General features: G+C 72.5%; 25 protein-coding genes. 5 read left to right on the plus strand and 20 right to left on the minus strand.

The features are described 5' to 3' along the window. Nucleotides 1-6: 6 nt before the first annotated feature. Nucleotides 7-1,452 carry a uracil-xanthine permease family protein gene (locus ACIP84_RS21745; RefSeq protein WP_401799516.1) on the plus strand — a complete coding sequence of 482 codons (1,446 nt, stop codon included), beginning with the start codon at nucleotides 7-9 and terminating at the stop codon, nucleotides 1,450-1,452. Nucleotides 1,453-1,525: 73 nt separating this feature from the next. Further along, nucleotides 1,526-2,260, plus strand: a complete 735-nt coding sequence (locus tag ACIP84_RS21750) for a DUF5995 family protein (protein ID WP_401799518.1) — start codon at nucleotides 1,526-1,528, stop codon at nucleotides 2,258-2,260. Between the two features lie 131 nt (nucleotides 2,261-2,391). Here ACIP84_RS21750 and ACIP84_RS21755 read toward each other — a convergent pair whose 3' ends face one another. Together ACIP84_RS21755 and ACIP84_RS21760 are read right to left on the minus strand one after the other, a co-directional pair. Beyond that, nucleotides 2,392-4,089, minus strand: coding sequence for an NAD(P)/FAD-dependent oxidoreductase (locus ACIP84_RS21755; protein WP_355963711.1), 1,698 nt, complete (start codon nucleotides 4,087-4,089; stop codon nucleotides 2,392-2,394). A gap of 67 nt (nucleotides 4,090-4,156) precedes the next feature. Then, on the minus strand, nucleotides 4,157-4,963 hold the full coding sequence (locus ACIP84_RS21760) for a carbon-nitrogen hydrolase family protein (RefSeq protein WP_401799521.1): 807 nt from the start codon (nucleotides 4,961-4,963) through the stop codon (nucleotides 4,157-4,159). A 289-nt stretch (nucleotides 4,964-5,252) separates the two neighbouring features. Here ACIP84_RS21760 and ACIP84_RS21765 point away from each other — a divergent pair, with 289 nt between their 5' ends. Further along, a complete protein-coding gene (locus ACIP84_RS21765; protein ID WP_401799523.1) occupies nucleotides 5,253-5,819 on the plus strand; it encodes a Repetin in 567 nt (188 codons plus the stop codon). 101 nt (nucleotides 5,820-5,920) lie between these two features. Here the strand turns inward: ACIP84_RS21765 and ACIP84_RS21770 are convergent, their stop codons facing one another. Together ACIP84_RS21770 and ACIP84_RS21775 are read right to left on the minus strand one after the other, a co-directional pair. Then, nucleotides 5,921-6,376: an Lrp/AsnC family transcriptional regulator gene (locus ACIP84_RS21770; RefSeq protein ID WP_015032260.1), complete on the minus strand. Its 456-nt coding sequence runs from the start codon at nucleotides 6,374-6,376 to the stop codon at nucleotides 5,921-5,923. A 10-nt stretch (nucleotides 6,377-6,386) separates the two neighbouring features. Next, complete coding sequence (locus ACIP84_RS21775) at nucleotides 6,387-7,874, minus strand: amino acid permease (RefSeq protein ID WP_401799526.1); 1,488 nt, start codon at nucleotides 7,872-7,874, stop codon at nucleotides 6,387-6,389. Nucleotides 7,875-8,162: 288 nt separating this feature from the next. Between ACIP84_RS21775 and ACIP84_RS21780 the strand changes: the two genes are divergently transcribed. Next, nucleotides 8,163-9,227, plus strand: a complete 1,065-nt coding sequence (locus ACIP84_RS21780) for a GDSL-type esterase/lipase family protein (RefSeq protein ID WP_401799528.1) — start codon at nucleotides 8,163-8,165, stop codon at nucleotides 9,225-9,227. On the opposite strand, the gene ACIP84_RS21785 is transcribed toward ACIP84_RS21780, so the two are convergent. The 8 genes from ACIP84_RS21785 to fmt all read right to left on the minus strand — a co-directional run bounded on the left by ACIP84_RS21785 (nucleotide 9,208) and on the right by fmt (nucleotide 16,871). Then, a complete protein-coding gene (locus tag ACIP84_RS21785) occupies nucleotides 9,208-9,732 on the minus strand; it encodes a GNAT family N-acetyltransferase (protein WP_401799531.1) in 525 nt (174 codons plus the stop codon). The genes ACIP84_RS21780 and ACIP84_RS21785 overlap by 20 nt on opposite strands. 76 nt (nucleotides 9,733-9,808) lie before the next feature. Beyond that, nucleotides 9,809-11,251: a GuaB1 family IMP dehydrogenase-related protein gene (locus tag ACIP84_RS21790; protein WP_355963726.1), complete on the minus strand. Its 1,443-nt coding sequence runs from the start codon at nucleotides 11,249-11,251 to the stop codon at nucleotides 9,809-9,811. Between the two features lie 105 nt (nucleotides 11,252-11,356). Beyond that, complete coding sequence (locus ACIP84_RS21795; RefSeq protein WP_355963729.1) at nucleotides 11,357-11,689, minus strand: barstar family protein; 333 nt, start codon at nucleotides 11,687-11,689, stop codon at nucleotides 11,357-11,359. Further along, nucleotides 11,679-12,128, minus strand: coding sequence for a ribonuclease domain-containing protein (locus ACIP84_RS21800; RefSeq protein WP_401799534.1), 450 nt, complete (start codon nucleotides 12,126-12,128; stop codon nucleotides 11,679-11,681). Before ACIP84_RS21800 ends, ACIP84_RS21795 begins: the two co-directional genes overlap by 11 nt. An 81-nt stretch (nucleotides 12,129-12,209) precedes the next feature. Then, entirely contained in the window at nucleotides 12,210-13,226 is a 1,017-nt protein-coding gene (locus tag ACIP84_RS21805) for a sugar-binding transcriptional regulator (protein WP_030316333.1), read from the minus strand. Between the two features lie 180 nt (nucleotides 13,227-13,406). Then, the gene (gene rpe, locus ACIP84_RS21810) at nucleotides 13,407-14,090 is read right to left on the minus strand and encodes a ribulose-phosphate 3-epimerase (RefSeq protein ID WP_355963734.1); all 684 of its coding nucleotides are present in this window, start codon (nucleotides 14,088-14,090) and stop codon (nucleotides 13,407-13,409) included. 150 nt (nucleotides 14,091-14,240) lie between these two features. After that, entirely contained in the window at nucleotides 14,241-15,653 is a 1,413-nt protein-coding gene (locus tag ACIP84_RS21815) for an RsmB/NOP family class I SAM-dependent RNA methyltransferase (RefSeq protein WP_401799537.1), read from the minus strand. Between the two features lie 285 nt (nucleotides 15,654-15,938). After that, the gene (gene fmt, locus ACIP84_RS21820) at nucleotides 15,939-16,871 is read right to left on the minus strand and encodes a methionyl-tRNA formyltransferase (RefSeq protein ID WP_401799539.1); all 933 of its coding nucleotides are present in this window, start codon (nucleotides 16,869-16,871) and stop codon (nucleotides 15,939-15,941) included. Between the two features lie 259 nt (nucleotides 16,872-17,130). Between fmt and ACIP84_RS21825 the strand changes: the two genes are divergently transcribed. Beyond that, nucleotides 17,131-17,649, plus strand: a complete 519-nt coding sequence (locus tag ACIP84_RS21825; protein WP_187622616.1) for a hypothetical protein — start codon at nucleotides 17,131-17,133, stop codon at nucleotides 17,647-17,649. 164 nt (nucleotides 17,650-17,813) lie between these two features. Here ACIP84_RS21825 and ACIP84_RS21830 read toward each other — a convergent pair whose 3' ends face one another. The 8 genes from ACIP84_RS21830 to ACIP84_RS21865 form a co-directional block, all read right to left on the minus strand. Next, nucleotides 17,814-19,946 (minus strand): primosomal protein N', encoded by a 2,133-nt coding sequence (locus tag ACIP84_RS21830; RefSeq protein ID WP_355963744.1) that lies wholly within the window; start codon nucleotides 19,944-19,946, stop codon nucleotides 17,814-17,816. 93 nt (nucleotides 19,947-20,039) lie between these two features. Continuing rightward, a complete protein-coding gene (gene metK / locus ACIP84_RS21835; RefSeq protein WP_030316322.1) occupies nucleotides 20,040-21,248 on the minus strand; it encodes a methionine adenosyltransferase in 1,209 nt (402 codons plus the stop codon). A 236-nt stretch (nucleotides 21,249-21,484) separates the two neighbouring features. Next, a complete protein-coding gene (gene coaBC, locus ACIP84_RS21840; protein ID WP_401799543.1) occupies nucleotides 21,485-22,696 on the minus strand; it encodes a bifunctional phosphopantothenoylcysteine decarboxylase/phosphopantothenate--cysteine ligase CoaBC in 1,212 nt (403 codons plus the stop codon). A 97-nt stretch (nucleotides 22,697-22,793) separates the two neighbouring features. Next, nucleotides 22,794-23,066, minus strand: coding sequence for a DNA-directed RNA polymerase subunit omega (gene rpoZ / locus ACIP84_RS21845; RefSeq protein ID WP_030316319.1), 273 nt, complete (start codon nucleotides 23,064-23,066; stop codon nucleotides 22,794-22,796). 64 nt (nucleotides 23,067-23,130) lie between these two features. After that, the gene (gene gmk, locus ACIP84_RS21850; protein WP_073914561.1) at nucleotides 23,131-23,703 is read right to left on the minus strand and encodes a guanylate kinase; all 573 of its coding nucleotides are present in this window, start codon (nucleotides 23,701-23,703) and stop codon (nucleotides 23,131-23,133) included. Between the two features lie 73 nt (nucleotides 23,704-23,776). Continuing rightward, nucleotides 23,777-24,100 carry an integration host factor gene (locus tag ACIP84_RS21855; RefSeq protein WP_030204477.1) on the minus strand — a complete coding sequence of 108 codons (324 nt, stop codon included), beginning with the start codon at nucleotides 24,098-24,100 and terminating at the stop codon, nucleotides 23,777-23,779. A gap of 331 nt (nucleotides 24,101-24,431) precedes the next feature. Further along, complete coding sequence (gene pyrF, locus ACIP84_RS21860) at nucleotides 24,432-25,244, minus strand: orotidine-5'-phosphate decarboxylase (RefSeq protein WP_355963809.1); 813 nt, start codon at nucleotides 25,242-25,244, stop codon at nucleotides 24,432-24,434. A gap of 71 nt (nucleotides 25,245-25,315) precedes the next feature. Further along, nucleotides 25,316-26,425 carry a quinone-dependent dihydroorotate dehydrogenase gene (locus ACIP84_RS21865; RefSeq protein WP_401799546.1) on the minus strand — a complete coding sequence of 370 codons (1,110 nt, stop codon included), beginning with the start codon at nucleotides 26,423-26,425 and terminating at the stop codon, nucleotides 25,316-25,318.

Genomic DNA, 26,425 nt, shown 5'->3' on the forward strand with positions numbered 1-26,425 from the left:
CACCTCATGAACCTCGGCGTGCGCTGGACCTTGCACGGCGACGGGAAGACACCCGCTCCGGGAGCCGTCGTCCGCCCGGACGAACGGCTCTCCTGGCCCCGCACGGTCGGCCTCGGCGCCCAGCACGTGGTCGCCATGTTCGGGGCCTCGTTCGTCGCTCCGGTGCTCATGGGTCTCGACCCGAACCTCGCGATCATGATGTCCGGTGTCGCGACCGCGATCTTCCTCCTCGCGACCCGCGGCACCGTCCCCTCCTACCTCGGCTGCTCGCTGTCGTTCGTCGGTGTCGCCGCCGCGATCCGGGCCTCGGGCGGCACCAGCGCCACCGTGACCGGCGCGGTCCTCGTCGTCGGCGCGGTGCTCTTCCTCGCCGGTCTCGCGGTCAGGAGGTTCGGCGCGCGGATCATCCACGCGGCGATGCCGCCGATCGTGACCGGCGCCGTCGTCATGCTGATCGGCTTCAACCTGGCCCCGGTCACCGCGGCGACGTACTGGCCGCAGGACCAGTGGACGGCCCTCCTGGTGATGCTGTTCACCGGCCTCGCCGTCGTCTGTCTGCGCGGCTTCTGGTCCCGGATCGCGATCTTCCTCGGCCTGATCTTCGGCTACGACATCTCGTGGATCTTCGACCTGGTCTTCGGCAAGATCAACTCGATGTCCGCGAGCGGCCAGGTCACCGACCACTGGCGGCTCGACCTCTCCGGTGTCTCCCAGGCCGACTGGGTCGGGCTGCCCTCGTTCCACGGCCCGAGCTTCGAGTGGTCCGCGATCCTGGTGGCACTGCCCGTCGTCATCGCCCTGATCGCCGAGAACGCCGGACACGTCAAGGCGGTCGGCGAGATGACCGGCACGCCGCTGGACGACCAACTGGGCACGGCGATCGCCGCCGACGGCGCCGCCTCGATGCTGTCGACCGCCGTGGGCGGCCCGCCGAACACCACGTACTCCGAGAACATCGGCGTCATGGCCGCCACCCGGGTCTACTCGACGGCCGCCTACTGGGCCGCCGCCGGCTTCGCCCTGCTCTTCGGCCTCTGCCCGAAGTTCGGCGCGGTCGTCGCCGCCATCCCCGGTGGCGTCCTCGGCGGCATCACCGTGATCCTGTACGGCATGATCGGCCTGCTCGGCGCCCAGATCTGGATCAACGCCAAGGTCGACCTGCGCAACCCGCTCAACCTGGTCCCGGCCGCCGCGGGCATCATCATCGGCGTCGGCGGGGTGAAGCTGACCTTCACGGACACCTTCGAGCTGGGCGGCATCGCGCTGGGCACGATCGTCGTCATCACCGGCTACCACGTGCTGCGGGCCTTCGCCCCGGCCCACCTCAAGCAGCAGGAGCCGCTGCTCGACTCGGGCACCAGCTCGTACGAGGGCACGCCCGGTGAGGGCACGTCCGACGGGACCCCGTCCGGCGAGAGCACGTCCGGCGACGGGCCGCTGTCGAAGAACTGAGTGATTCGCCCGTTCTGGGTAAGCCGGGCCGGAGGAGTTCCCTCCCGGGCCCGGCGCCTGGGAGCCTGCCCGCATGGCGCAGACCCAGCAGATCGGGCAGAGCGAACAGACACGGCGGGTCGGGCGGCAGCCCGGCCCGTTCCTCGCGGTCGACCCCGTGGTGGACCGGATGCGGGCCTTCCGCTCGGCCTGGCATCCGGCCGACGGGGTCGCCGTCTTCAACCGGGTCTATCTGACCGTCACCGAGGAGATCGGCCACGCCATCGAGGCGGGCGGCTTCGCCGACCGGCGGGCCGCCGCCACCCTCGACGTGCGGTTCGCCGAGCGGTACCTGACGGCGGTCGACGCGGCCTCGACCGGCCGCCCCTCCCCCGCCTGCTGGCGGCCGCTGTTCCGCTACCGCCGCCATCCCGGCGTACGGCCGCTGCAGTTCGCGCTGGCTGGGATCAACGCCCACATCGGCCACGACCTGGCCCTCGCGGTGGTCGACACCTGCCAGGTCCTGGAGTGCGCTCCCGCCGACCTGGAGAACGAGTTCGACCGGGTCGGCGACGTCCTGGTCCTCCTGGAGGAGCGCATCCGGGAGGAACTGATGCCGGGCCCGGACCTCTTGGAGATCGCGGACCCGTTGACCCATCTGCTCGGCTGCTGGAGCCTCGACCGGGCCCGCGACGGGGCCTGGCTCGCGGCGCGCTCGCTGTGGCAGCTGCGCGGCCTGCCCGAGCTGGCCGAGGAGTTCACGGAACGCCTCGACCGCTCGGTGGGCCTGGTGGGGCGGATGCTCCTCACGCCCCTGACCATGCCCTGAGCATGTCCTGAACCGGCCGTGCCGGGCTTGGCCGCGCCCGGCCTGCCCGTGCCGGGCCGGGTCGTTCCGGACCCGGCCCAGCGCAGGACCGCCCGGCCCGCACAGGACCGCCCGGCCCCGGACCGTACGGCTCAGTCCTCCGGCAGCTCGACCGGGGCGATCTCGTCGTACACGTCGCCCGGACCCGGGTTGGTGGCGTCGGTGCCGCCGCCGAAGTGGTGCATCACGCCCCACACCGCGTTGAGCGCCGTCTGCACCGCGCCCTCGGCCCAGCCGGCCGTCCAGGAGATGTCGTCGCCCGCGAGGAAGATGCCCCGCTTGTCCTCGGGCAGCCGGTCCTGCATGAAGTGGGTGAACAGGCGCCGCTGGTAGCGGTAGTGACCGGGCAGGTTCGCCTTGAACGCGCCCATGAAGTAGGGCTCGTTCTCCCAGGAGACCGTCACCGGGTTGCCGATGATGTGCTTCCGGATGTCGACCTTCGGGTAGATCTCGCCGAGCGACTTCAGCATGACCTCCATCCGCTCGTTCGCGGACAGCGGCAGCCACTTCAGGCTGTCGTCGCACCACGTGTACGAGAGGCAGATGGTGGCCGGCTTGTCCGGGCCGTCGTCCAGGAGGTAGGTGCCGCGGGTCATCCGGTCGGTGAGCGTCATCGACATGACGTCCCGCCCCGTCTCCTCGTCCTTGTCCAGCCAGAACGGCCGGTCGACGGGCACGAAGAGCTTCGACGACTCCATGTAGTGGGTGCGCTCGATCGCCGTCCAGTGGTCGATCGGGAAGAGCGAGTCGTCACAGGCGATCTTGGAGAGCAGCATCCAGGACTGGGCGGTGAAGATCGCCGCCTGGAAGGTGCGGATGTCGCCGGAGGCGTCGGTGACGGTGATCCGGTTGCCGGCGGTCCGGTTCAGCCGGGTCACGGCCGGCTTCGGGGTGCCCTCGTGCAGGGAGCTGAGCGAGGTGCCCTGCGCCCAGTGGACGATCTTCTCCGGCTCGCGCTCCCACAGGCGCAGCGGCAGCTGCTGCGAGCCGCCGACGATGCCGCGGTGGTGGTCGTCCGCCTCGGTGTAGACGACGCGGAGGATCTCCAGGATGGAGTTGGGGAAGTCGGTGTCCCAGCCGCCGGTGCCGAAGCCGACCTGGCCGAAGATCTCGCGGTGCCGGAAGGACTTGAAGGACTCCGACTCGCAGAGGAAGCCGTAGAACGTCTGGTTGTCGAGCTTCTCGACGAGCTTCGACCAGATCTCGCGGATGCGCGGGACGTCGCGCTCGCGCATGGCCTGGTTCATGTCGGAGAAGTCGGCGCCCTCGTCGAGGCAGGCGTTCCACGCGTTCATCACGTCGCGGTAGACCTGCGGGAGGTCGTCGACGGTGGTGGCGTAGTGCGACTCGCCCTTGAGGTCGACGACGGTCGAGGGGGTCGTCTCGGCCAGCGGGTTCGGGAAGGGCGTGGTCTCCAGGCCGACCAGGTCGATGTAGTGCTGGAGCGCGGTCGAGGAGGGCGGGAACCGCATGGCGCCCATCTCGGCGGTGAGGCCCTCGGTGGCGGTGCCCTCGAAGCCGACGGTGCGGAGCCTGCCGCCGATCTGGTCGGCCTCGTAGACGACGGGCTTGAGGCCCATCTTCATCAGCTCGTACGCGGCGATGATGCCGGAGAGTCCGCCGCCGATGACGGCGACCTCGGTGCCGTGCTCGGTCGCGGGTATCTGGCCGAGCCCGGCCGGGTGGGCCAGGAAGTCGTCGTAGGCGTACGGGAAGTCCGGACCGAACATGGTGATCGGCGGCTGGCCGTCGCTGTGGGGGACGGCGGTCGTGGGCACCGTGGACGTCATGGGGTACGGACTCCTTGCACGGAAAAGAGGGTGAGGCCTGGCGACTGCGCGAGTGGGGCGGGGCGGCTCAGACGAGAGAGCCGTAGAGGCCCGGGCGCCGGTCGCGGAGGTAGGGGTTCTCCTCGCGGGAGGCCGCGAGGAGGGCCGGGTCGACGTCGCCGAGGACGAGGTCCTCGCCGCGCCCGGCGCGAGCCCGGGCGGTGCCGTCGGGGCCGGCGAGGGTGGAGAGCCCGACGAACTCGAACTCCTTCTCCGGTCCGGTCCGGTTGGCGTACGCGATGTAGAGCTGGTTCTCGAAGGCGCGGACCGGCACCACGGACAGGGGCACGACCTCGGCGGGGTGCATGAGCGCGGTCGGTACGAGGAGGAGGTCCGTACCGGCCAGCGCGTGCGCCCGCACGTTCTCGGGGAACTCGACGTCGTAGCAGATCATCATGCCGACGGTGAGGCCGTCGAGCTCCGCCTGGACGACGGCCCGGTCACCGGGGGTGAACCAGGTCAGCTCGAAGTCTCCGAAGAGGTGGGTCTTCCGGTACCGCGCGAGCGGGACGCCGTCGGCGCCGACGAGCTGGGCGGAGTTGTACAGGACCCCGTGCTGCTCGGTGTCCCGCTCCGGGTAGCCGTAGCCGACGGCCAGGCCGTGGCGCACGGCGATCGCCGCGACGGCGCGGGCGGAGGGGCCGTCGGCCGGCTCGGCCAGGCGCGCGATGTCGGCGCCGATGGCGTACCCGGTGAGGAAGAGCTCGGGGGCGAGCAGCAGTCCCGCTCCGGCCGCGGCGGCACGGCCGGCGGCCTCGTCGAGGATCTTGAGATTGGCGGCCACGTCACCGAGCTCGCCGGAGCTCTGGAGCAGGGCGGTGCGCAGCGCGGGCATGCGTGATCCTCGGGGGGTCGAAGTACAGGGGGAAGACGTCAAAAACGGTACGGTTTCGCGCTCGGTCGGGACAAGACGGCAGCGTTGCGGACCGACCGTCGAACCGTTGCGCGATCGACCGGTGGGGCGGCGATTCGTTGCGTACGGCCCCGCCCGAGGTCGTGGTCCTTCTCCGCCGCGCGGCGGAGACCGAACCGTCCTGCGGCTCGACGCCGTGCGGCGGGCGCCCCGGAAGAGTGGTGGTCGTCCGGAGAAACCCCGGACGACCTGCCGAAAGGACCGCGCAGCCATGAACCGTCGTACGAAGATCGTCGCCGTCTCCGCCGCCCTTCTGCTCACCCTGGGGGCCGGGGGCGTGGCCGCCGCCTCGGCGGACGACAGCCACCGCCCGGCCCCGGCCCCGGCCGCCGTCACGGAGGCCGCGGCGCTGACCGGTTCGGCCAAGCTGTACCGCCCGGCCGGGGACGACATCACGTTCTCCTTCGACGCGCATCTCGCCGCCGAGGACCGGAACGACGTGCTGGCCGCCACGGGGACCTTCCGGTACAGCCACTACAAGAACGGCGAGGGCGGTTCCGCCGAGGTGAAGGTCGACTGCCTCGCGACGGGCGGCAAGGTGGCCACCGTGACGGGCATCGTCACGAAGACCGACGTGCCGGGGCTCCTGCACAAGCGGGTCGGGGTGTCGGTGCACGACGACGGCCGGCACGATCGGCTGGGCTACAGCTGGCTCACCTCGGACCCGACGAAGGACGAGGTGCCCCCGTGCAACGCCGCGGCGCCGTACGAGAGGGTCAAGGCCGGCACCGGCGACTTCCAGGTCCTGCCGTGGAAGTTCGACTACCCGGTGAAGTAGACCGCGGCAGCGCGGGTCGGACCGCCCCACGGGGGTGGGCGGGCGGAGGGCGGTGCGGGAACCACGGCCCGCACCGCCTTGGCCGCCGGCGTCCCGCGGGGTTACGCGGGCGAACCCGAGGAGAAGCGCCGCAGGAGCGGCGACAGCACCAGGACGGACTTGGTGCGCTCCACGAAGGGCTCGCCCGCGATCCGCTCCAGGACCCGCTCGAAGTGGCGCATGTCCGAGGCGAAGACCTGGACGACGGCGTCCGCGTCACCGGTGACGGTCGACGCGGACACCACCTCGGGGTACCGCTCCAGACCCCGCCGGATGTCGTCCGGCGAGGTGTTGTGGCGACAGTAGATCTCGACGAAGCCCTCGGTCTCCCAGCCGAGCGCCGCCGGGTCCACCCGTACGGTGAATCCGGTGATGGCGCCCTCGGCCCTGAGCCGGTCCACACGCCGTTTCACGGCGGGGGCGGAGAGTCCGACGAGCGAGCCGATGTCGGCGTAGCTGCGGCGGGCGTCTTCCGCGAGGGCGTGGACGATGCGTTCGTCGAGGTCGTTGAGTCGCACTACGGGTGGATCACTTCTCTGCTGAGGTCTCTGCCACGGTCGGCGCGGAGGCCAGTCGGGAGCGGCGCATGCCGTACAGGAAGTAGAACACGAGGCCCGCGGCCATCCAGCAACCGAAGACCACCCAGGTGACCGAGTCCAGGCTGAACATGTTGTACACGCAGAACAGGAAGCCCAGGATCGGGAAGGTCCAGCCGAGCGGCACGCGGAACGTGCGGTCCATGGTCGGGCGGGTGCGGCGCAGCACGATCACCGCGATGTTGACCAGGGCGAACGCGAACAGGGTGCCGATGCTGGTGGCGTCGACGAGCTTGCCCAGCGGGATGACGGAGGCCAGGGCGCCGCAGAACAGCGACACGAGGACGGTGTTCACCCGGGGGGTGCCGGTCTTGGCGTTGACCTTCCCGAAGACCTTGGGCACGAGGCCGTCGCGGGACATCGCGAAGAGCACGCGGGTCTGGCCGTAGAGGACGGTGAGGACGACGCTGGCGATCGAGATGACGGCGCCGGCGGCGAGCAGGGTGCCCCAGAACTTCTGGCCGCTGACGTCGTTCATGATCGCGGCGAGGGTGGCCTCGGAGCCGTCGAAGTCCTTCCAGTTCCACGCGCCGACCGCGACGGCCGCGACCAGGACGTAGAGCACGGTGACGATGAGCAGCGAGAGCATGATCGCGCGGGGCAGGTCGCGCTTTGGGTCCTTCGCCTCCTCACCGGCGGTGGAGGCGGCGTCGAAGCCGATGTAGGAGAAGAAGAGGCTGGCACCGGCGGCGCTGACGCCGGCCATGCCGAGGGGCATGAAGTCGGCGTAGTTGCCGGACTTGAAGCCCATGAAGCCGATGGCGCAGAAGAGCACCAGCGCGGCGATCTTCACGAAGACCATGATGGTGTTGACGACGGCGGACTCGCGGGCGCCACCGAGCAGGAAGACCATCGCGAGCAGGACGACGATCAGGCCGGGCAGGTTGACGAAACCGCCCTCGCCCGGGGCGGAGGAGAGCGCGTCGGGGATGGTGACCCCGATCGTTCCGTCGAGCAGCTCGTTGAGGTACTCGCCCCAGCCGACGGCCACGGCGGCGACCGAGACGCCGTACTCCAGGACCAGGCACCAGCCGCAGACCCAGGCGACGAGTTCGCCCATCGTTGCGTAAGCGTACGAGTAGGAGGAACCCGCGACCGGTATGGAGCCGGCCAGCTCGGCGTACGAGAGGGCGGAGAAGAGAGCCGTCAGGCCGGCGATGACGAAGGCGACGGTGACCGCGGGGCCGGCCTTCGGAACGGCGTCGCCGAGCACGACGAAGATGCCGGTGCCGAGCGTGGCACCGATGCTGATCATGGTCAGCTGCCACATGGAGAGCGAGCGGCGGAGATTGCCGCCCTCACCCTGCCCACCCTCTGCGACCAGCTGTTCCACCGGCTTGCGCCGGATCAGTGCGCCGAGAGCGGAGGTCTTGCGGAGGGTCGATTCCTCGACCGGTGGGGCTGCGCCATGGTCCAGCACTGCGGAGGCTCCTTATCGCTGCCTGTCGTCGTGACGTGGGACCGCAGCGGTACGTGGGCATGCCGAAAGGGGCCCACGGGGGACGGAACCGCCGAGCAGGCGGTCCCCGCCACTCCTGGTACGAGGCACGAGCCTAAGGGGCAGAGGTTCGCACTCGTAATGCAGGGTTGTTGCGCACTGCCGAATGATCATTGCGCTCTCGGGTCGCAGACGGGGAAACATTGCGCTCCCCCGCATGAATCCACACATTGGGGGTGTGAACCGGCCTTCCGCGAGCATGGATTCCTCATGCCCCGTGACCCACGCTGCGAGGCCACGACGACCCCCCGATCGGAGGCCCAGGTGGGCTGGCTCGACCCGGCGCCCTTCCTGCGCGGTACGGCCTGGCTGGACGGGGACCGGCCGGTACGCGCCGACCCCGACGACCTGGAACGGCTGCCGTGGGACATCGCCGAGCGGGCCGCTCTGCCCATCGGCGTACGGCTGGAGTTCACGGCCGCCCCCGGCACGCGCGCGGTGCGGCTGCGCTACCGGGCGGCCGTCCCCGGGCCCGACGACCCGCTCGCCGGACTCCGCCACTGCTTCGCGCTCTGGAGCGGTACGCGGCTCGTCGGCGAGACCTGTGCCGACCCGGCCGCCGAGGCCACCGTGACGCTCCCGCTGCCCCCGGGCGGCGGCGTCTTCACCGTCCACCTCCCGGAGGGCCAGGCGCCGGTGCCGCTCGCCCTGCGGGCCCTCGGCGGGGCGCTCGCCCCCGCCCCCGCGCAGCCCCGCTGGCTGGTCCACGGCGACTCGATCACCGAGGGCTGGTGCTCGACCCGCCCGGCCCACTCCTGGCCCGCCACGGCGGGCCGGCTCCTCGGCCTCGACGCGGTGAACCTCGGGTACGCGGGCGGGGCGCGCGGCGAACTCCCGCTCGCCGAACACCTGGCGCGGCTCCCCGGCGAGGTGATCACCCTCGCGTTCGGCACCAACTGCTGGTCCGCGGTGCCCGCGACGGCCGACTGGCTCTACGCCACCGTCCGGGCCTTCGTGGGCCTGGTCCGCCGAGGCCACCCGGAGACGCCGCTGATGATCGTCTCGCCCGTGCTGCGCCCGGCTGCGGAGCACACACGCAACGCCCTCGGAGCGACCCTCACGGAGCTGCGCAGGGCCATGGAGCGGGCCGGGCTGGACCTGGCCGCCGAGGGCGACACACGGCTCCTGGTCCTCCCGGGGCGGCCGTTGCTCGGCCCGGAGCACCTGGCGGACGGACTGCACCCGAACGACCGGGGCCACGCCAGGATCGCGGCGGCCGTCGCGGAGGCCCTCGGCGGGGTCCTTGAGCCCTCGCTCAGGCGTCCCGTGCCGTGAGCTCCCTGACCAGGAAGGTGCAGGGGTCGGCCTCGTCGTGCGGGCACCCGTCCGCGTCCGTCCGGCTCCAGCGGTCGGTGTACACGACGACGGGCGTGTAGCCGAGTCGGCCGTACAGCGCCGCGGCCCTCGGGTTGTCACGGCCCACGCCGAGCCCCAGGACGCTTCCGCCGCGCTCCCGCACCAGCTCCTCGGCCGCGTGGATCAGGGCCGTACCGATGCCCTGCCCCCGGAGCCCGGCCCGTACGTCGAGGCCGTTGAACTCCGGGCACTCCCCGACAGCGGCCCGCACCTCGGGGGCCGCGCAGCCGTCCCAGCGGACCTGCCCGTGGCCCACGGGTACGCCGTCCCGCCAGGCGAGGAGGTACGTGCCCGTCCCGGCCTCCTGGCGCGCGAACCGGTCCGCGTGGCGGGTCGGCGCCCCGGGCGCGGGAAGGTGCCGGTCGAGCTGCGGCAGGTCGGCGGCGCGGCAGGGCCGGATCTCCGTACGGTCCACATGGTCCATGCGGCGACCGTACGGGACGACGGCGGGCCCCCGGGAGAGTTTCCCGGGGGCCCGTTCATGTCACGACGTGACGGGACTAGCTCCAGCTGGCGTGCAGCGGCTTGCCCTCGGCGTAGCCCGCGGCGGACTGGATGCCGATCACGGCCTTCTCCTCGAACTCGGCCAGCGAGCCGGCACCGGCGTAGGTGCAGGAGGAGCGGACGCCCGCGATGATCGAGTCGATCAGGTCCTCGACGCCCGGGCGGGCCGGGTCGAGGAACATGCGCGAGGTGGAGATGCCCTCCTCGAAGAGACCCTTGCGGGCGCGGTCGTAGGCCGACTCCTCGCTCGTGCGGTTCTGCACGGCGCGGGCCGAGGCCATGCCGAAGGACTCCTTGTACGGGCGGCCGTCGGCGGTGTGCTGGAGGTCGCCGGGGGACTCGTACGTCCCGGCGAACCAGGAGCCGATCATCACGTTGGACGCGCCGGCGGCGAGCGCCATGGCGACATCGCGCGGGTGCCGGACGCCACCGTCGGCCCAGACGTGCTTGCCGTACTTCTCGGCCTCGGCGGCGCACTCCAGGACGGCGGAGAACTGCGGGCGGCCGACGCCGGTCATCATGCGCGTGGTGCACATGGCGCCGGGGCCCACGCCGACCTTGATGATGTCCGCGCCGGCCTCGATGAGGTCGCGGACACCCTCGGCTGCGACGATGTTGCCGGCGACGATCGGGACCTGCGGGTCGAGGGCGCGCACGGCCTTGATCGCGGCGATCATCGACTCCTGGTGGCCGTGCGCCGTGTCGATGACGAGCGTGTCGACGCCCGCGTCGAGCAGCTGCTTGGCCTTGCCCACGAAGTCGCCGTTGATGCCGACGGCGGCGGCGATGCGCAGCTTGCCGTCGGCGTCGACGGCCGGGGTGTACAGGGTCGCGCGGAGCGCGCCCTTGCGGGTCAGGATGCCGACCAGGCGGCCGTCCTTGTCCACGGCCGGGGCGTAGCGGCGGTTGGCGTGGTCGAGCGTGTTGAAGGCGTCGCGCGGCTCGATGTCGGCGTCGAGGAGGAGCAGGTCCTTCGACATGACCTCGGAGAGCTGCGTGAAGCGGTCCACCCCGGACAGGTCGGCGTCGGTGACGACACCGACCGGACGGCGGTCCTCGTCGACGACGACGGCGGCGTCGTGCGCCCGCTTGGGCAGCAGCGAGAGCGCGTCGGCGACGGTCTGGTGGGGGGCGAGGACGATCGGGGTGTCGAGCACGTGGTGACGGCTCTTGACCCACGAGATGACGTCGGTGACGACCTCGATCGGGATGTCCTGCGGGATGACGACCAGTCCGCCCCGGCGGGCGACGGTCTCGGCCATGCGGCGGCCGGCGATGGCGGTCATGTTGGCCACGACCAGCGGGATCGTGGTCCCGGTTCCGTCCGGCGAGGAGAGGTCCACCGCCTGGCGGGAACCGACGGCCGAGCGGCTCGGCACCATGAAAACGTCGTCGTACGTCAGGTCGTAGGGCGGCTTGACGTCATTGAGGAAACGCACGTGCTGACATCCCAGTCGTTCGGATCGGCCCCTAGGCATTTCAGCCAGGGGAAAAAGCACGTAGTTCATTGTCCCACGCCCGTACGCATACCATCCCCAGGCGGATCATCCGAGGCTTGCGGCAGCGGCTTCGTCGGATCCTCCGAAGGCCTCCCCCAGGGCGACGAGGACCATGAGGCGGGTGGGGCGCTGATCCACGGCCGTGGCGAAGACGTCCTGGGCGGTCCGCCACTCGCGCGGGCGCGTCCTCGCGTACTCCCGCCAGCCGGTGACGACGAGGGTGACCGGCTCTGGCAGATCGGTGAGGCAGTCGGCGAGAGCGTCCCAGTTCCGGCCGAACCAGTCGGGCAGGGCGAGGACGGTGGCGCACCGGTCCATGAGCCCGGCCTTGTCCGTGACGCCGGTCAGGTCGAGGACGACGGGGTCGTCAACTCTCATCGGTGATCACCTCCCGGAAGCTCTCGTAGTGGTCGTCGGTCCAGTAGATCTCGCCGTCCCGCCCGGTGACGATCCGGCGCGCTCCGCGGTCGCGTTCACCGGGGGTCCGCACGGTGTACTCGCGGTAGTAGCCGCGTGGCTCGCGGGGCAGGATCCGCTCGAAGTTGGAGAAGACGGCGCCGTCCCTGGCGTACGGGTAGGGGCCGCCGCGCGCGATGAGGTCGAGGGTCTTCCGCGCCTCGGGCGGCAGGTCGGCGGCCCGCACGGTGGGCAGTCCGGAGGTCCCGGAGGGCGCCACGGCCTCGGCGGTGGCGCCGGGGGTGGTGCGGGCGGGAGCCGCCGGTCCGGCGCCGCCGCCCGACGCGGAGCACCCGGCCAGGAAGACGCAGAGGACGAGCCCGACGAGTCCGACGAGCATGCGCGAGGGCCGGAGCAACATGTCCCGAACATACCGTTACGGGATGGCTCCGGCCCTCGATCGGCTCGGTCAGCGCCGTCGGCTCGGCCGGCGGGTCTTCGGTCAGACGCCGTCCGGGTCCGTCCGGTCGAGCGCCGGGTGCGTCCCCGGGCTGGACTCGGTGAGCAGGTAGTCCGCCGCGGCGCGGTCGGTGACCAGGCTGGTGACGAGCCCGGAGCGGAGCACCGCGCCGATCGCCGCCGCCTTGCGCTGGCCGCCCGCGATGGCGACGACCTCGGGGATCCGGCGCAGCCGGTCCGCCTCGACGGTGATGCAGCGCTCGCCCAGGTCTCGGCCGACCCGGCGCCCCTCGGCGTCGAAGAGGTGCGCGGACATCTCGGCGGCGACGCCGAGCGAGGCGTAGTGGGCGCGCTCCTCGTCCGAGAGCATGTCGTGGACGGTCGAGATGCCCGGCTCCCAGGAGCCGATGGAGACGCAGGCGACGGTCACCTTGTCGAAGTACTCGAAGGCCCGCGCGATACCGGTCTGGCTGCGCAGCGCGGCCGCGGTCGCCGGGTCCGGCAGCAGCATGGGCGCGTAGATCGGGTGTGCCTCGCCGCCGGAGACCTGGGCGGCGCGGCGGACGGCCTCGACGGAGCCGCGCTCGGCGGTCCCGGCGTCGTACACACCGGTGAGCTGGACGACGGTGCACGGGGGCAGCCGGTCGAGCGCCGCCGCCATGTGGATGGTGGAGCGGCCCCAGGCGAGACCCAGGACGTCGCCCTCGGTCACGAGCTCACCGAGCAGGTCGGCCGCGACCTCGCCGAGGTTCTCGGGGTCGGGCGACTCGTCCTCGCCCTCCGCCGGGGACTCGACGACGACGGCGTGGCGGAGCCCGTAGCGGGCACGGAGCGCGTCGGAGCGCTCGGCGTCCAGCTCGGCCGGTACGCGGATCTCGATGCGTACGAGATCGCGCTCCAGGGCGGTCTCCAGGACCCGGGCCACCTTGAAGCGGCTCACGCCGAACTCCTCGGCGATCTGGATCTTGGACTTGCCCTCGAGGTAGAAGCGGCGGGCCATGGCCGCCGCCTGCACCAGCTCCGCGGGGCCCATCCGCAGGGCTGACCGTCCCGCCGACATACCCGCCACCGCGATCTCCTCACCTGTTCACGTACCGCTGTTCACGTACCGACGTCCATGTACCGCTGTTCGCGTACCGCTGTCGTTCACACTCTGGACTCGCCGTCCATCCTGTCAGATGCGGCGGGCCTTGATCAGTCCTGTCGGCGGCCCGACGGACCGCGTTCACCCACCGGAGGCTCAGTGGCCACACGCCCACGGCGCGGTGGCCGTCACGGCCTCCGCGCGGGCCCGCAGCGAGGCGACGGCGGCGGCCGGGTCGGCCGCGCCGTAGACCGCGGAACCCGCCACGAAGACATCGGCGCCGGCCTCCGCGCACCGCTCGATCGTGGACTCGGCGACCCCGCCGTCGACCTGGAGCCACAGCTCCAGACCGTGCTTGGAGATCAGCTCACGGGTACGGCGGATCTTGGGCAGCATGATGTCGAGGAAGGCCTGACCGCCGAAGCCGGGCTCGACGGTCATGATCAGCAGCATGTCGAGCTCGGGGAGCAGGTCCTCGTACGGCTCGATGGGCGTGGCCGGCTTGAGCGCCATCGAGGCGCGCGCGCCCTTGGCCCGGATCTCGCGCGCGAGCCGGACGGGCGCCGCGGCCGCCTCGACGTGGAAGGTCACCGAGCCGGCGCCCGCCTCGACGTACCGGGGCGCCCAGCGGTCGGGGTCCTCGATCATCAGATGGCAGTCGAGGGGCGTGTCGGTCGCGCGGGCGAGCGACTCCACGATCGGCACACCCAGGGTCAGGTTGGGCACGAAGTGGTTGTCCATCACGTCGACGTGCAGCCAGTCGGCTCCGTCGACGGCCTTCGCCTCCTCAGCGAGCCGGGCGAAGTCCGCGGACAGGATGCTGGGGTTGATCTGCGCCATGCGCCAAGCTTCCCACGTTCTTGGGCACTTCTTTGCCGCCCAGCGGTTTCGGGTGCGGTCCAGACCATTTTCGGTGTGAACCGACGAGCCGGGACCGGCGCAGACCGGGAGATTACGGTCAGTTGATCGAAGGGTCGGGGGTCCGCGGAGTCACGCCGTGCGGCGGACCAGCGCCAGATACATGGCGTCCGTGCCGTGCAGATGCGGCCAGAGCTGGAGGTCCGGACCGTCGCCGAGAGCCGGCACGCCCGGCAGCAGCGGGCGGGCGTCGATCAGTTCGGCGCCGCCGACCTTCTTCAGGACGTCGTCGACGACCACCCGGGTCTCGGCGAGGTGCGGCGAGCAGGTCGCGTACCCCACGACCCCGCCGACCCGGACCGCGCCGAGCGCCTCCGTGAGCAGGGCGCGCTGGAGCGGCGCGAAGCCGTCCAGGTCCTCGGGACGACGCCGCCAGCGGGCCTCCGGGCGGCGGCGCAGCGCGCCGAGGCCCGAGCAGGGCACGTCCATGAGGACCCGGTCGAAGGAGCCGGGGCGCCACGGCGGGCGGGTGCCGTCGGCGGCGATCACCTGGTACGGGCCGGGGTTGCCGGCGAGGGCGCGCTCGACGAGGCGCGCGCGGTGCGGCTGCTTCTCGGAGGCGAGCAGTGCGGCGCCCCGCTCGGCGGCGAGGGCCGCGAGGAGCGCGGCCTTGCCGCCGGGGCCCGCGCAGCCGTCGAGCCAGCGGGCGTCGGCGCCGTCGAGCGGCGCGTTGGCGAGGGCGATGGCGACGAGCTGGCTGCCCTCGTCCTGGACGCCGGCCCGGCCGTCCTTGACCGCCTCGATGGCGCCGGGCTCGCCGCCCTCGGCCATCCGGACGGCGTACGGCGACCAGCGGCCCGGCAGGGTCTCGGTGGCCTCGGCGAGCTCGTCGGTGGTGGACCGGCCGGGACGGGCGACGAGGGTGACCTCGGGACGCTCGTTGTCCGCCTCCAGGAGGTCCTCGATCCCGGCGCGGCCGCCGCCGAGGGAGTCCCAGAGCGCCGAGACGACCCAGCGGGGGTGCGAGTGGACGACGGCGAGGTGGTCCTCGGGGTCCGCGTCGTACGGCGGGGCGACCTGCGCCACCCAGGCGTCGAGGTCCTGCTGCGAGATCTTGCGCAGCACGGCGTTCACGAACTTGGCCCGCCCGTCGCCGAGCACGACCCGCGCCAGCTCGACACTGGCGGAGACGGCGGCATGGGTGGGGATCCGGGTGCCGAGCAGTTGGTGGGCACCGAGCGCGAGCACGTCGAGGACGGGCGGGTCGACCTCGCGCAGCGGCCGGTCGATGCAGGCGGCGATGATCGCGTCGTACGTCCCCTGGCGGCGCAGCGTCCCGTAGACCAGCTCGGTCGCGAGAGCCGCGTCCCGGCCGTCGAAGTTCCCGCCCTCGCGGGCCTTCTTGAGGAGCGGCGGCAGCACCAGGTTCGCGTAGGCGTCCCGCTCGTCCACCGCCCTCAGCGCCTCGAAGGCGAGCATCCGGACGGGGTCCTTCTGGGGCCGCCGGTAGGGCTTGTGGGGACGGCGACGTGCCTGCTCGCTCAAAGGTGCTCCGCGTGACGAAATGACGAGGTCGAACCCCCCAAGCCTACGTCCGCCGCGTCCCGACCCGCTCCCGGGCCCGTGGAGAGCCCGCCTCCCCCCGGAGCCCGGGCCCGTGCCGGCCTCCCGTCGGCGCCCCGGTCCGTGTCGACCGCGCCGACCTTCGGCCCGTGCCGGTCCGCGCCGCTTCTCGGTGCCCGGGCCCGTGCCGGTCCGAGCCGCCCCTCGGAACCCGGCCCCGCGTGGGCACCCGCGCCTGGTGTCGGGCGCCGGGCCCCGGAGAGGGGCTCAGGCGCCGAGGGCCTCGCCCGGCGCGATGCGCACGCCGCGCGCCCAGTCGGCGGCCTTCATCGGCTTCTTGCCCTGGGGCTGCACCCAGAGGAGCTCGACCGCGTACGAGCCGGTGCCCGCGTACACGTTATTCTTGCCCGCGACGAGCTGCCCCGGGGCCAGGTCCGTGCGGTCGGGCAGCGGGGTGACCTGGATCAGCTTGAGGCGCTCGCCCCGGAAGACCGTCCAGGCACCGGGGGCCGGGGTGCAGCCGCGGACCACGCGGTCCACCCGCAGCGCGGGGGCGGCGAAGTCGACGTGGGCGTCCTCGACCTGGATCTTCGGTGCGAGGGTGATCCCCTCGACCGGCTGCGGCACGGCCTGGAGCGAGCCGTCCTCGATCCCGTCCATGGTGGCGGCGAGCAGCCCGGCACCCGCGAACGCCAGCCGGGTGAGCAGGTCGCCGCTGGTGTCGGTGGGCCGGATGTCCTCGGTGACGACGCCGTAGACCGGGCCGGAGTCCAGGCCCTCCTCGATCAGGAAGGTGGACGCGCCCGTCACCTGGTCGCCCGCCATCAGCGAGTGCTGCACGGGGGCCGCGCCGCGCCAGGCCGGCAGCAGCGAGAAGTGCAGGTTGACCCAGCCCCGGGCGGGGATGTCGAGGGCGACCTTGGGCAGCAGCGCACCGTAGGCGACGACCGGGCAGCAGTCCGGGGCGATCTCCCGCAGCCGGGCGAGGAAGTCCTCGTCGCGGGGCCTGGCCGGCTTCAGGACCTCGATCCCGGCCTCCTCGGCCCGCTGGGCCACCGGGCTGGCGACGAGCCGCCGGCCGCGCCCCGCCGGGGCGTCCGGCCGGGTGACGACGGCGGCCACCTCGTGCCGGCCGGAGGCGAGCAGGGCGTCCAGGGCGGGAACGGCGACCTCGGGGGTGCCTGCGAAGACGAGCTTCATGAGTGGCGACTGCCTGTCTCTCCGGGGGCTTTACGGGCAGCGCACCAGTCTAGGGCGCCTGCGGCTCCCGGGCGGCGGGGGCCCGGTGCCCCTGACGGAGGGGGCGTACGGAAGGACGAGCGCCCCGCGCATATGCGTGTACGCCCCCGCAGCGTGACCCAACTCCGGGTGGCGCGTTGGTCAAGAGAGATTGACCGAATCGGGTCGCCGTTCCCCCCGGCGGCCCTTCCCCTTACATGCCGGTTCGAGAGGCTTTCACATGGCCGACCACGCAACCCACGACGCCCAGGCTCGGGCGAGTCTGCACCTGCTGGTGCGGGACATCGAGCGGGTCCGGCGGCAGGTGGACGCACTGCGCACGCTCACGGCCCAGCTGGGCAATGTCTACCGCCCTCGCCGCTCCGGCCCGTCCACGGGCTTCGTCGTCTACGGGCGGGCCCCCGCCCCCACCGTTCGTCTCGCCCAGGAGCTGCGGGACAGTGTCGAGACACTGGTGACCGCCGCGGTCGACTTCGACCGCTCGCTCGGCTTCTCCTGGGACGCGGTGGGCTCCGCGCTCGGCGTCACCAAGCAGGCGGTCCACCGCCGTTACGGTGCCCGGCGCGCGCCCCAGCCGGGCGTCGGCATCGACCAGGACCCGATCGTGGAGCCGAGCGCGACCCGCACGCTTCCCTCGGTGCCCGCCGCCCGCTCGATGCCCCCGCAGCCGACCTCGGGCAGCGCCTCCCTCCGCGAGGAGCCGCGGACGTCGGCCTTCCCCGGCCCGCGCAACGGCTGACCCGCGCACGCCGAACGGCCGCCCGTCCCCACTGGGGGCGGGCGGCCGACCCGTGTACCGCCCGCGCCGGACCGTGCCACCGCGGCCGCCCCGGGCTCCGGCCGTTCAAGGCCGGGAAGCAGCGGCCGCGCCAGCCCCCGCCCCCCTCGACGGCCCGCGACCCGTCAGCCGATGTCCGGCGGGTCCACCCGGATCCGCACCGGGTCCCCGCCGCCCCGCGTCATCCGCGCCGCCCTGGCCTGCTTGAGCGCGGTCGCCAGGGCCGCGCCGCTGCCCGGCGGGACCCGGACCAGGGCCCGCTCCCACTGCTCGCCCGGCGGCGGATCTCCCGGCCTCCGGGGACCCCCGGGGCGGACCACCGGCAGCGGCACCGGGCCGAGCACCTCGGCGTCGGCGGGTAGCCCCGCCGCCGCGAGCAGGCCTTCGACGGCCTCCGGCGGGCCCGTGACCGCCGCCATCCGGGAGACCGGCGGGAATCCCAGCTCGGCCCGCTCGGCCAGCTCGCGCTGGGCGTGTCCGACCGGGTCCCAGCGGACGAGCGCCTGGACGGGCCGGAGGGTCGGCTCGGCGACCACGACCACGGTGCCGCCGTCGGGCTGGCCCCGGACGAGCGAGGCCGCGTCGATCCAGCGGCGCAGGGCCTCCTCGCCCGCGCGCAGATCGGGCCGGCCGAGCATGGCCCAGCCGTCGAGGAGCAGCGCGGCCGCGTAGCCGCCCTCGGCGACCGGCTCGGCGCCGGGGGTGCAGACGACGAGCGCGGGGCGCCCGGGCACGGTGTCCAGGATGTGGTCCCGCCCCGAGGTCCTGACCGGCACCGCCGGGAACGCCCGGCCGAGTTCCTCCGCCGTCCGGCGCGCGCCGACGACCTGGGCCCGCAGCCGGGTCGAGCCGCACTCCACGCAGTGCCAGTCGGAGGCCCCGCGCCCGCACCAGCCGCAGTGCAGCTCCTGCTGCTCGGGGGCCTCCAGGGGCCCGGCGCAGTGGCGGCAGCGGGCGGGCGTCCGGCACCGCTCGCAGGCGAGCCTCGGCACGTACCCCCGGCGGGGCACCTGGACCAGGACCGGTCCGGTCTTGAGCCCTTCGCGCACGGTCTGCCAGGCGAGCGAGGGCAGCCGGGCGGCGCGCGCGGCCTCGTCGCGGGCCAGTTCGCCGTCGCCCACGGTCCTGATCAGCGGGGCGGCCCTGCGGACCTGCTCGCGCCCGGCGAACAGCGCCCTGGCCCAGCCGGACTCGACGAGCTGGGCGGCCTCGACGGTGCAACCGGTGCTGCCGAGGAGAAAGCCGCAGCGGTCGTGGGCGGCACGGAGCAGCAGGACCTCGCGGGCGTGGGGCTGCGGGGCGTGCAGCTCGCTGTGGCTGCCGTCGCCGTCGTCCCAGATGACGACGAGCCCGAGGTCCCGGACGGGGGCGAACATCGCGGCCCGGGTGCCGACGACGGCCCGTACCGCGCCGCGCCGCACGGCGAGCCACTGCGCGTACCGCTTCTCGGGGCCCGCCTCGGCGGTGAGCAGGGCGTGCCGCCCCTCCCCCAGGACGGCGGTGAGCGCCGCGTCGACCCGCCCCGCCGCACGACCGTCGGGTACGACGACGAGGGCGCCCCGGCCGGAGGCCAGGGCGGCGCAGACGGCGCGGGCGATCTCCTCGGCCCAGTGCGGTCCCGGGAGCGCGTTCCAGACGGCCCGGGGTGTCCCACCGCGCGCGAGGGAGTCGAGGAACGCGGGCCCCTGCTCGTACCGCGTCCAGCTGCCCGGTTCCGGCGCGGCGGGCGGGGGCAGCGGCTCCGGCGAGGGGCGGCCCTCGGCGCGGGCGCTGCGCGGCGGCACGGCGAGCTGGAGCACGTCGGCGAGGCTGCCGGCGTACCGGTCGGCGACGGCACGGGCGAGCCCGAGCAGGTCGGGCCCGAGGACCGGTTCCGGGGAGACGACGCCGGCGAGCGCGGCCAGGGGGCCCGAGTAGTCGGAGGCGGCACGCCGCTCGACGAGGAAGCCGTCGATGAGCCGTCCGCCCTCCCGGCGTCCGTTCTTGACCTGGTGCGCCCCCGCGCCGAACCGCACCCGCACCCGCACCCCGGGCTGTGCGGCCTCGTCCAGTTCCTCGGGGACCGCGTAGTCGAAGAACTGGTCGAGATGGAGCGACCCCTTGTTCACGACGACCCGCGCGACGGGCAGCTCCTTGGCCAGCGCGGCCCCCCGCCAGGTCCGCGGCTTGGCCCGCGGCACCTTCGCCTGCCGCACGCTCTCCCGAATGAGCGCGAGCTGCTCGGGCTCCTCGGAGGGCTTCTCGTTCTCGCTGCTCACAGCCCCATACCTACCAGACGCCACCGACAACCGGGCATGCCGAAGCCCGGCACCCCACAGGGTGCCGGGCCTCGGTCGTGTACAGCCTGGGCCTTACAGGCCGGCGGCCTGCTTCAGGGCGTCCACGCGGTCCGTGCGCTCCCAGGTGAAGTCCGGCAGCTCGCGGCCGAAGTGGCCGTAGGCGGCGGTCTGGGAGTAGATCGGGCGGAGCAGGTCGAGGTCACGGATGATCGCGGCCGGGCGGAGGTCGAAGACCTCGGCGATGGCGTTCTCGATCTTCTCGTTGTCGACGGTGTTGGTGCCGAAGGTCTCGACGAAGAGACCGACGGGCTCGGCCTTGCCGATCGCGTAGGCGACCTGGACCTCGCAGCGCGCGGCGAGGCCGGCGGCGACGACGTTCTTGGCGACCCAGCGCATGGCGTAGGCGGCCGAGCGGTCGACCTTGGACGGGTCCTTGCCGGAGAACGCGCCGCCACCGTGGCGGGCCATGCCGCCGTAGGTGTCGATGATGATCTTGCGGCCGGTGAGGCCGGCGTCGCCCATCGGGCCGCCGATCTCGAAGCGGCCGGTCGGGTTCACCAGGAGGCGGTAGCCGTCGGTGTCGAGCTTGATGCCGTCCTCGACGAGCTGCTTGAGCACGTGCTCGACGACGAACTCGCGGATGTCGGGCGCGAGCAGCGACTCGAGGTCGATGTCGGAGGCGTGCTGCGAGGAGACGACGACCGTGTCGAGGCGGACGGCCTTGTCGCCGTCGTACTCGATGGTGACCTGGGTCTTGCCGTCGGGGCGCAGGTACGGGATGGTGCCGTTCTTGCGGACCTCGGTCAGCCGGCGGGAGAGCCGGTGCGCGATGTGGATCGGCAGCGGCATCAGTTCGGGGGTCTCGTCCGACGCGTAGCCGAACATCAGGCCCTGGTCGCCGGCGCCCTGCTTGTCCAGCTCGTCCTCGTCGCCCTCGACCCGCTGCTCGTACGCGGTGTCCACGCCCTGGGCGATGTCCGGGGACTGAGACCCGATGGACACCGACACGCCGCAGGAGGCGCCGTCGAAGCCCTTCTTCGAGGAGTCGTAACCGATCTCGAGGATCTTGTTCCGGACGAGGGTCGGGATGTCCGCCCACGCCTTGGTGGTCACCTCACCGGCGACGTGCACGAGGCCGGTGGTGATCAGCGTCTCGACGGCGACGCGCGAGGTGGGGTCCTCTCGCAGCAGTGCGTCGAGGATGGTGTCGCTGATCTGGTCAGCGATCTTGTCGGGGTGTCCCTCGGTGACGGACTCCGAGGTGAACAGACGACGGGACACAACGCTCCCTGGGGTTGCAGCGGCTGCTGGCTCTTCTCTGTCGGACCGGCAGGGGGCTGCGCCCCAAGACGTTCCGCGGACAGTCTATCGGTCGTGGTCGCGGGATGGACCAGGTGTCTCGCCTGGCGAATGCCCTGAGCGGGTGAATCCGGCCGCTTCGCGGCGGGTGAACGCCCTGATGGGGCGTACATCACACGCGCCGCGCTGGATTCGTGGTCCTCGTGGGGCCGGATGCGTCAGGTCGTGGCGCGCAGCCTCGGCAGGACCAGGTCCCAGACCGTCTCGGCGAGCGCTTCCTTCGGACCGTACGGTACGGGGGTCTCGGCGCCGTCCGAGGCGAGCACGACGGCCTCGTTCTCCTCGGAGCCGAAGGTCTTGCGCTCCCCCACCTCGTTCACGACGAGGAGGTCGCAGCCCTTGCGGCGCAGCTTCTCGCGGCCGTTGGCGAGGACGTCGTCGGTCTCGGCGGCGAAGCCGACGACCACCTGACCCGGCAGGGCGCGGTCGGCGGAGAGCTCGGCGAGGACGTCGGGGTTGCGGACGAGCTCCACGGTGGGCGCTCCGCCGTCGTCCTTCTTCTTGATCTTCCCGGTGGCGTAGACGGCCGGGCGGAAGTCGGCCACGGCGGCCGCCATGACCACGGCGTCGGCGTCGGCGACGGCCTTGAGCACGGCCTCGCGGAGCTGGAGGGCGGTGCCGACGTGGACGACGTCGACGCCGGCCGGGTCGGGGATGCCGGTGTTGGCCTCGACGAGGGTGACCCGGGCCCCCCGGGCGGCGGCGGCCCGCGCGAGCGCGTACCCCTGCTTCCCCGAGGAGCGGTTGCCCAGGTAGCGGACGGGGTCGAGGGGCTCCCGGGTGCCGCCTGCGCTGACCACGACGTGTCGGCCCGCCAGGTCGGGGGCCGCGGCGCCGCGGGTCAGGACCCTCCGGCAGATCTCGAAGATCTCCGCCGGGTCGGGCAGCCGGCCCTTGCCGGTGTCGACGCCGGTGAGGCGGCCGACGGCCGGCTCGATGACGACGGCGCCGCGGCGGCGCAGGGTCGCCACGTTCTCCTGGGTCGCCGGGTGCTCCCACATCTCGGTGTGCATGGCGGGGGCGAAGACGACGGGACAGCGCGCGGTGAGCAGCGTGTTGGTCAGCAGGTCGTCCGCGAGGCCGTGGGCGGCCTTGGCGAGCATGTCGGCGGTGGCGGGGGCGACCACGACGAGGTCGGCGGCCTGCCCGATGCGGACGTGCGGCACCTCGTGGACGCTCTCCCACACCTCGGTCGAGACGGGGTGGCCGGAGAGCGCGGACCAGGTGGCGGCGCCGACGAAGTGGAGGGCGGAGTCGGTGGGGACGACGCGGACGTCGTGGCCCGACTCGGTGAGCCGCCGGAGCAGCTCGCAGGCCTTGTACGCGGCGATGCCGCCGCTGACGCCCAGAACGACCTTCGGCTTGGTCACCACTGCCACTCCCCGCACTCGGATGCCTACGACTCCATGAGACACCACAGGCCCGGCGGATGTTCCGCCGGGCCTGGGGTGAAGGAACGTGACGCGCTTACGTGGCCGGGCCCTCGATGGCCTCGGACGTCAGCAGACCCGCGTTGATCTCGCGCAGGGCGATCGAGAGCGGCTTCTCGTGGACGTGGGTGTCGACCAGCGGACCCACGTACTCCAGCAGGCCCTCGCCGAGCTGGGAGTAGTACGCATTGATCTGACGCGCGCGCTTGGCCGCGTAGATCACGAGGCTGTACTTCGAGTCCGTGGCCTCGAGCAGCTCGTCGATCGGCGGGTTGATGATGCCCTCGGGCGCGGTGATGGAAGAGGACACGCTCTACCTTCCGAAGATGGAAAAAGGATCGGACAGCCGTTGGGTGTCCGGGGGAACACGTGGATCATTCCCCAGAAGTCAACAGCATCAACGTTAGCAGCTCACGCGCAACGTCCTCGACGGAGGTGTTGACGAGCGTGGTGTCGAACTCCGACTCGGCGGCCAGTTCGACCTTCGCGGCGGCGAGACGGCGCTCGATGACCTCGGGCGACTCGGTGCCGCGGCCGGTGAGGCGGCGGACCAGCTCCTCCCAGCTCGGCGGGGCCAGGAAGACCAGCTGGGACTCGGACATCGAGTCCTTCACCTGGCGGGCCCCCTGGAGGTCGATCTCCAGGAGCACGGGCTCGCCGGCGTCGAGGCGGTCGAGGACCGCGCGGCGCGGGGTGCCGTAGCGGTTGCCCGCGAACTCGGCCCATTCGAGGAGCTCACCGTTGGCGATCAGCTTGTCGAACTCGTCGTCCGTCACGAAGAAGTAGTGGACGCCGTGCTTCTCGCCGGGGCGGGGCTTCCGTGTCGTCGCCGACACCGAGAGCCAGACCTCGGGGTGGACCTTGCGCATATGAGCGACGACCGTGCTCTTGCCGACCCCTGAGGGGCCGGAGAGCACGGTCAGCCGCGGACGTACCTCTGCTGCCATGCAGCGATTATTCCAGCTTCACCGGGGTGCCCGGGACGCGTGTCCCGGATCGGTGGCCGGACCGGTCGCCGGATCAGGCGCCGGTGCTGCCGAACTCGCGCTCCAGGGAGGCGATCTGGTTGGAACCGAGACCGCGCACCCGGCGGCTCTCGGAGATGCCGAGCCGCTCCATGATCTGCTTGGCGCGGACCTTGCCCACGCCGGGCAGGGACTCCAGCAGCGCGGAGACCTTCATCTTGCCGATGACGTCGTTCTCCTGGCCGGTCTTGATGACCTCGTGGAGGGAGGCGCCGGAGTGCTTGAGTCGATTCTTGACCTCGGCCCGCTCCCGGCGAGCCGCGGCGGCCTTTTCGAGCGCGGCTGCGCGCTGTTCAGGGGTAAGGGGCGGAAGAGCCACGCCTACGTCACCTCGGATGTCGATCTGTCGGATACGGACCGGTGAGGAACCTCGCGCCCCACACCAGTGGAGCAACGCTCAACGGAGTGGTCGTTGAACGCCTGCTCTGCCCCGGAGACTAGCGGCCGAGGCCGCTCCAGTCAGCGAGAAAGAAGGAAAAGTCCTGGTCAGCATCGACCGACCGGGACTTTTCCGGCAAAACGACCCGGTTTTGAGCCAAGTTTTCGTCAAGTAGTGAGACGGCCCGGCGGGACGGGTCGTCCCACCGGGCCGAAACAGTGCCGGGATCCGGGTCGATCCGCTCCGACCTGCGGAGAGACCGTGATGCTCGTTACCCGGCGACGGCGGCGCGGATCTCGTCCGCGTACCGGTGCGCCGAGTCCCGCAGGGCGCCCGCGTCCGGTCCGTGCCGCAGGACCCCGCGACTGACGTTCGGGACGACGTTGCCGACGGCCGCACCGAAGACGGCCGGGAGGTCGGCCGGGGTCGCGCCCTGGGCGCCGATGCCGGGGGCGAGGAGCGGGCCGTTGATGTCCAGGTCGAACGAGGACAGATCGCCGAGGGTGGCACCGACGACCGCGCCGAAGGAGCCCATCGGGGTCTCCCCCGCGTTCTCCGCGGCGAGGTGGCCCAGCATGGTGGCGCCGATCGTGCGGCCGTCCTCACGGACGGCCCGCTGGACCTCCGCGCCCTCCGGGTTGGACGTCAGCGCCAGGACGAAGAGACCGGCGCCGGACTCGCGGGCCAGGTCCACGGCCGGCTTCAGGGAGCCGTAGCCGAGGTACGGGGAGACCGTGAGCGCGTCGGAGAAGAGCGGGGAGTCCTTGCGCAGGTAGGTCTCGGCGTACGCGGCCATGGTCGAGCCGATGTCACCGCGCTTGGCGTCCATGACGACGAGGCCGCCCGCCGCGCGCAGATCGGCGGTGGCGCGCTCCAGGACGGCGACACCGCGCGAGCCGAAGCGCTCGAAGAAGGCGGACTGCGGCTTGAAGACGGCCACGGTGTCCGCGAGCGCCTCGACGACGGTGAAGGTGAACCGCTCCAGACCGGCGATGTCGTCGGTCAGGCCCCAGGAGTCGAGCAGGGCGGCGTGCGGGTCGATGCCGACGCAGAGCGGGCCGCGCTCGTCCATGGCGGAGCGCAGGCGGGTGCCGAATGTGACGGGCCGCCCGGAGGACGTCGCTGAGGGGCGGTGGTCGGGCGACGGGAGGGCGGTCACTTGGCGGCCTTTCGGGAGTCGGCGCCGACGGCCTCGGCGAGGGTGGCGTACGGGGAGGCCGCGAGGCGCGCGGCGAGTCCCTTGTGGATCGCGCGGGCGTAGAACGGGCCCTCGTAGATGAAGGCGCTGTAGCCCTGGATCAGGGTGGCGCCGGCCAGGATGCGCTGCCAGGCGTCCTCGGCGTTCTCGATGCCGCCGACGCCCACGAGGACCAGTCGGTCGCCCACGCGCGCGTGGAGGCGCCTGAGGACCGCGAGGGAGCGCTCCTTGACGGGCGCGCCGGACAGCCCGCCGGTCTCCTTGATCAGCGCGGGGTCGGACGTCAGGCCGAGGCCCTCGCGCGCGATGGTGGTGTTGGTGGCGATGATGCCGTCGAGACCGAGCTCCAGGGCGAGGTCGGCGACCGCGTCGACGTCCTCGTCGGCCAGGTCGGGGGCGATCTTGACGAGGAGCGGGACCCGGCGGTCGGTGACCGTGCGGTCGGCGGCTTCCCGTACGGCCGTGAGGAGCGGTCGCAGGGACTCGGTGGCCTGGAGGTTGCGCAGGCCGGGGGTGTTCGGCGAGGAGACGTTCACGACGAGGTAGTCGGCGTGCGCGGCGAGGCGCTCGGTGGACTTCACGTAGTCGGCGGCGGCCTCGGCCTCGGGGACGACCTTCGTCTTGCCGATGTTGACGCCGACGACGGTCCTGAACACCGGTACGCGCGCGCGGAGGCGTTCGGCGACGGCGGCGGAGCCCTCGTTGTTGAAGCCCATGCGGTTGATGAGCGCGCGGTCCGGGATCAGTCGGAAGAGGCGCTTTCTGGGGTTGCCGGGCTGGGCCTCGCCGGTGACGGTGCCGATCTCGACGTGGTCGAAGCCGAGCATCGACATGCCGTCGATGGCGACGGCGTTCTTGTCGAAGCCGGCGGCGAGCCCGAAGGGGCCGTGCATCCGCAGGCCCAGGGCCTCGGTGCGCAGCTCCTTGTGGCGGGGCGCGAGGACGGCGGCGGCGAAGGTCCGCAGGACGGGGACGCGGGCGGCCAGGCGGATCCAGCGGAAGGCCAGGTGGTGGGCCTTCTCGGGGTCCATGCGCTTGAAGACGAGGTCGAAGAAGAACTTGTACAT

This window comes from Streptomyces sp. NPDC088707 (genome assembly GCF_044752725.1).
Taxonomy (GTDB): domain Bacteria; phylum Actinomycetota; class Actinomycetes; order Streptomycetales; family Streptomycetaceae; genus Streptomyces.

Coding starts and splice junctions, on each gene's coding strand:
- ACIP84_RS21805 (WP_030316333.1), bottom strand. CDS start 13,226: ATGTCGGCGGGACGGTCAGCCCTGCGGATGGGCCCCGCGGAGCTGGTG.
- ACIP84_RS21785 (WP_401799531.1), bottom strand. CDS start 9,732: ATGGACCATGTGGACCGTACGGAGATCCGGCCCTGCCGCGCCGCCGAC.
- ACIP84_RS21750 (WP_401799518.1), top strand. CDS start 1,526: ATGGCGCAGACCCAGCAGATCGGGCAGAGCGAACAGACACGGCGGGTC.
- ACIP84_RS21755 (WP_355963711.1), bottom strand. CDS start 4,089: ATGACGTCCACGGTGCCCACGACCGCCGTCCCCCACAGCGACGGCCAG.
- rpe (WP_355963734.1), bottom strand. CDS start 14,090: ATGGCGCAGATCAACCCCAGCATCCTGTCCGCGGACTTCGCCCGGCTC.
- fmt (WP_401799539.1), bottom strand. CDS start 16,871: ATGAAGCTCGTCTTCGCAGGCACCCCCGAGGTCGCCGTTCCCGCCCTG.
- gmk (WP_073914561.1), bottom strand. CDS start 23,703: ATGGCAGCAGAGGTACGTCCGCGGCTGACCGTGCTCTCCGGCCCCTCA.
- ACIP84_RS21825 (WP_187622616.1), top strand. CDS start 17,131: ATGGCCGACCACGCAACCCACGACGCCCAGGCTCGGGCGAGTCTGCAC.
- ACIP84_RS21865 (WP_401799546.1), bottom strand. CDS start 26,425: ATGTACAAGTTCTTCTTCGACCTCGTCTTCAAGCGCATGGACCCCGAG.
- ACIP84_RS21795 (WP_355963729.1), bottom strand. CDS start 11,689: ATGAGAGTTGACGACCCCGTCGTCCTCGACCTGACCGGCGTCACGGAC.
- ACIP84_RS21780 (WP_401799528.1), top strand. CDS start 8,163: ATGCCCCGTGACCCACGCTGCGAGGCCACGACGACCCCCCGATCGGAG.
- ACIP84_RS21760 (WP_401799521.1), bottom strand. CDS start 4,963: ATGCCCGCGCTGCGCACCGCCCTGCTCCAGAGCTCCGGCGAGCTCGGT.
- ACIP84_RS21745 (WP_401799516.1), top strand. CDS start 7: ATGAACCTCGGCGTGCGCTGGACCTTGCACGGCGACGGGAAGACACCC.
- ACIP84_RS21800 (WP_401799534.1), bottom strand. CDS start 12,128: ATGTTGCTCCGGCCCTCGCGCATGCTCGTCGGACTCGTCGGGCTCGTC.
- ACIP84_RS21765 (WP_401799523.1), top strand. CDS start 5,253: ATGAACCGTCGTACGAAGATCGTCGCCGTCTCCGCCGCCCTTCTGCTC.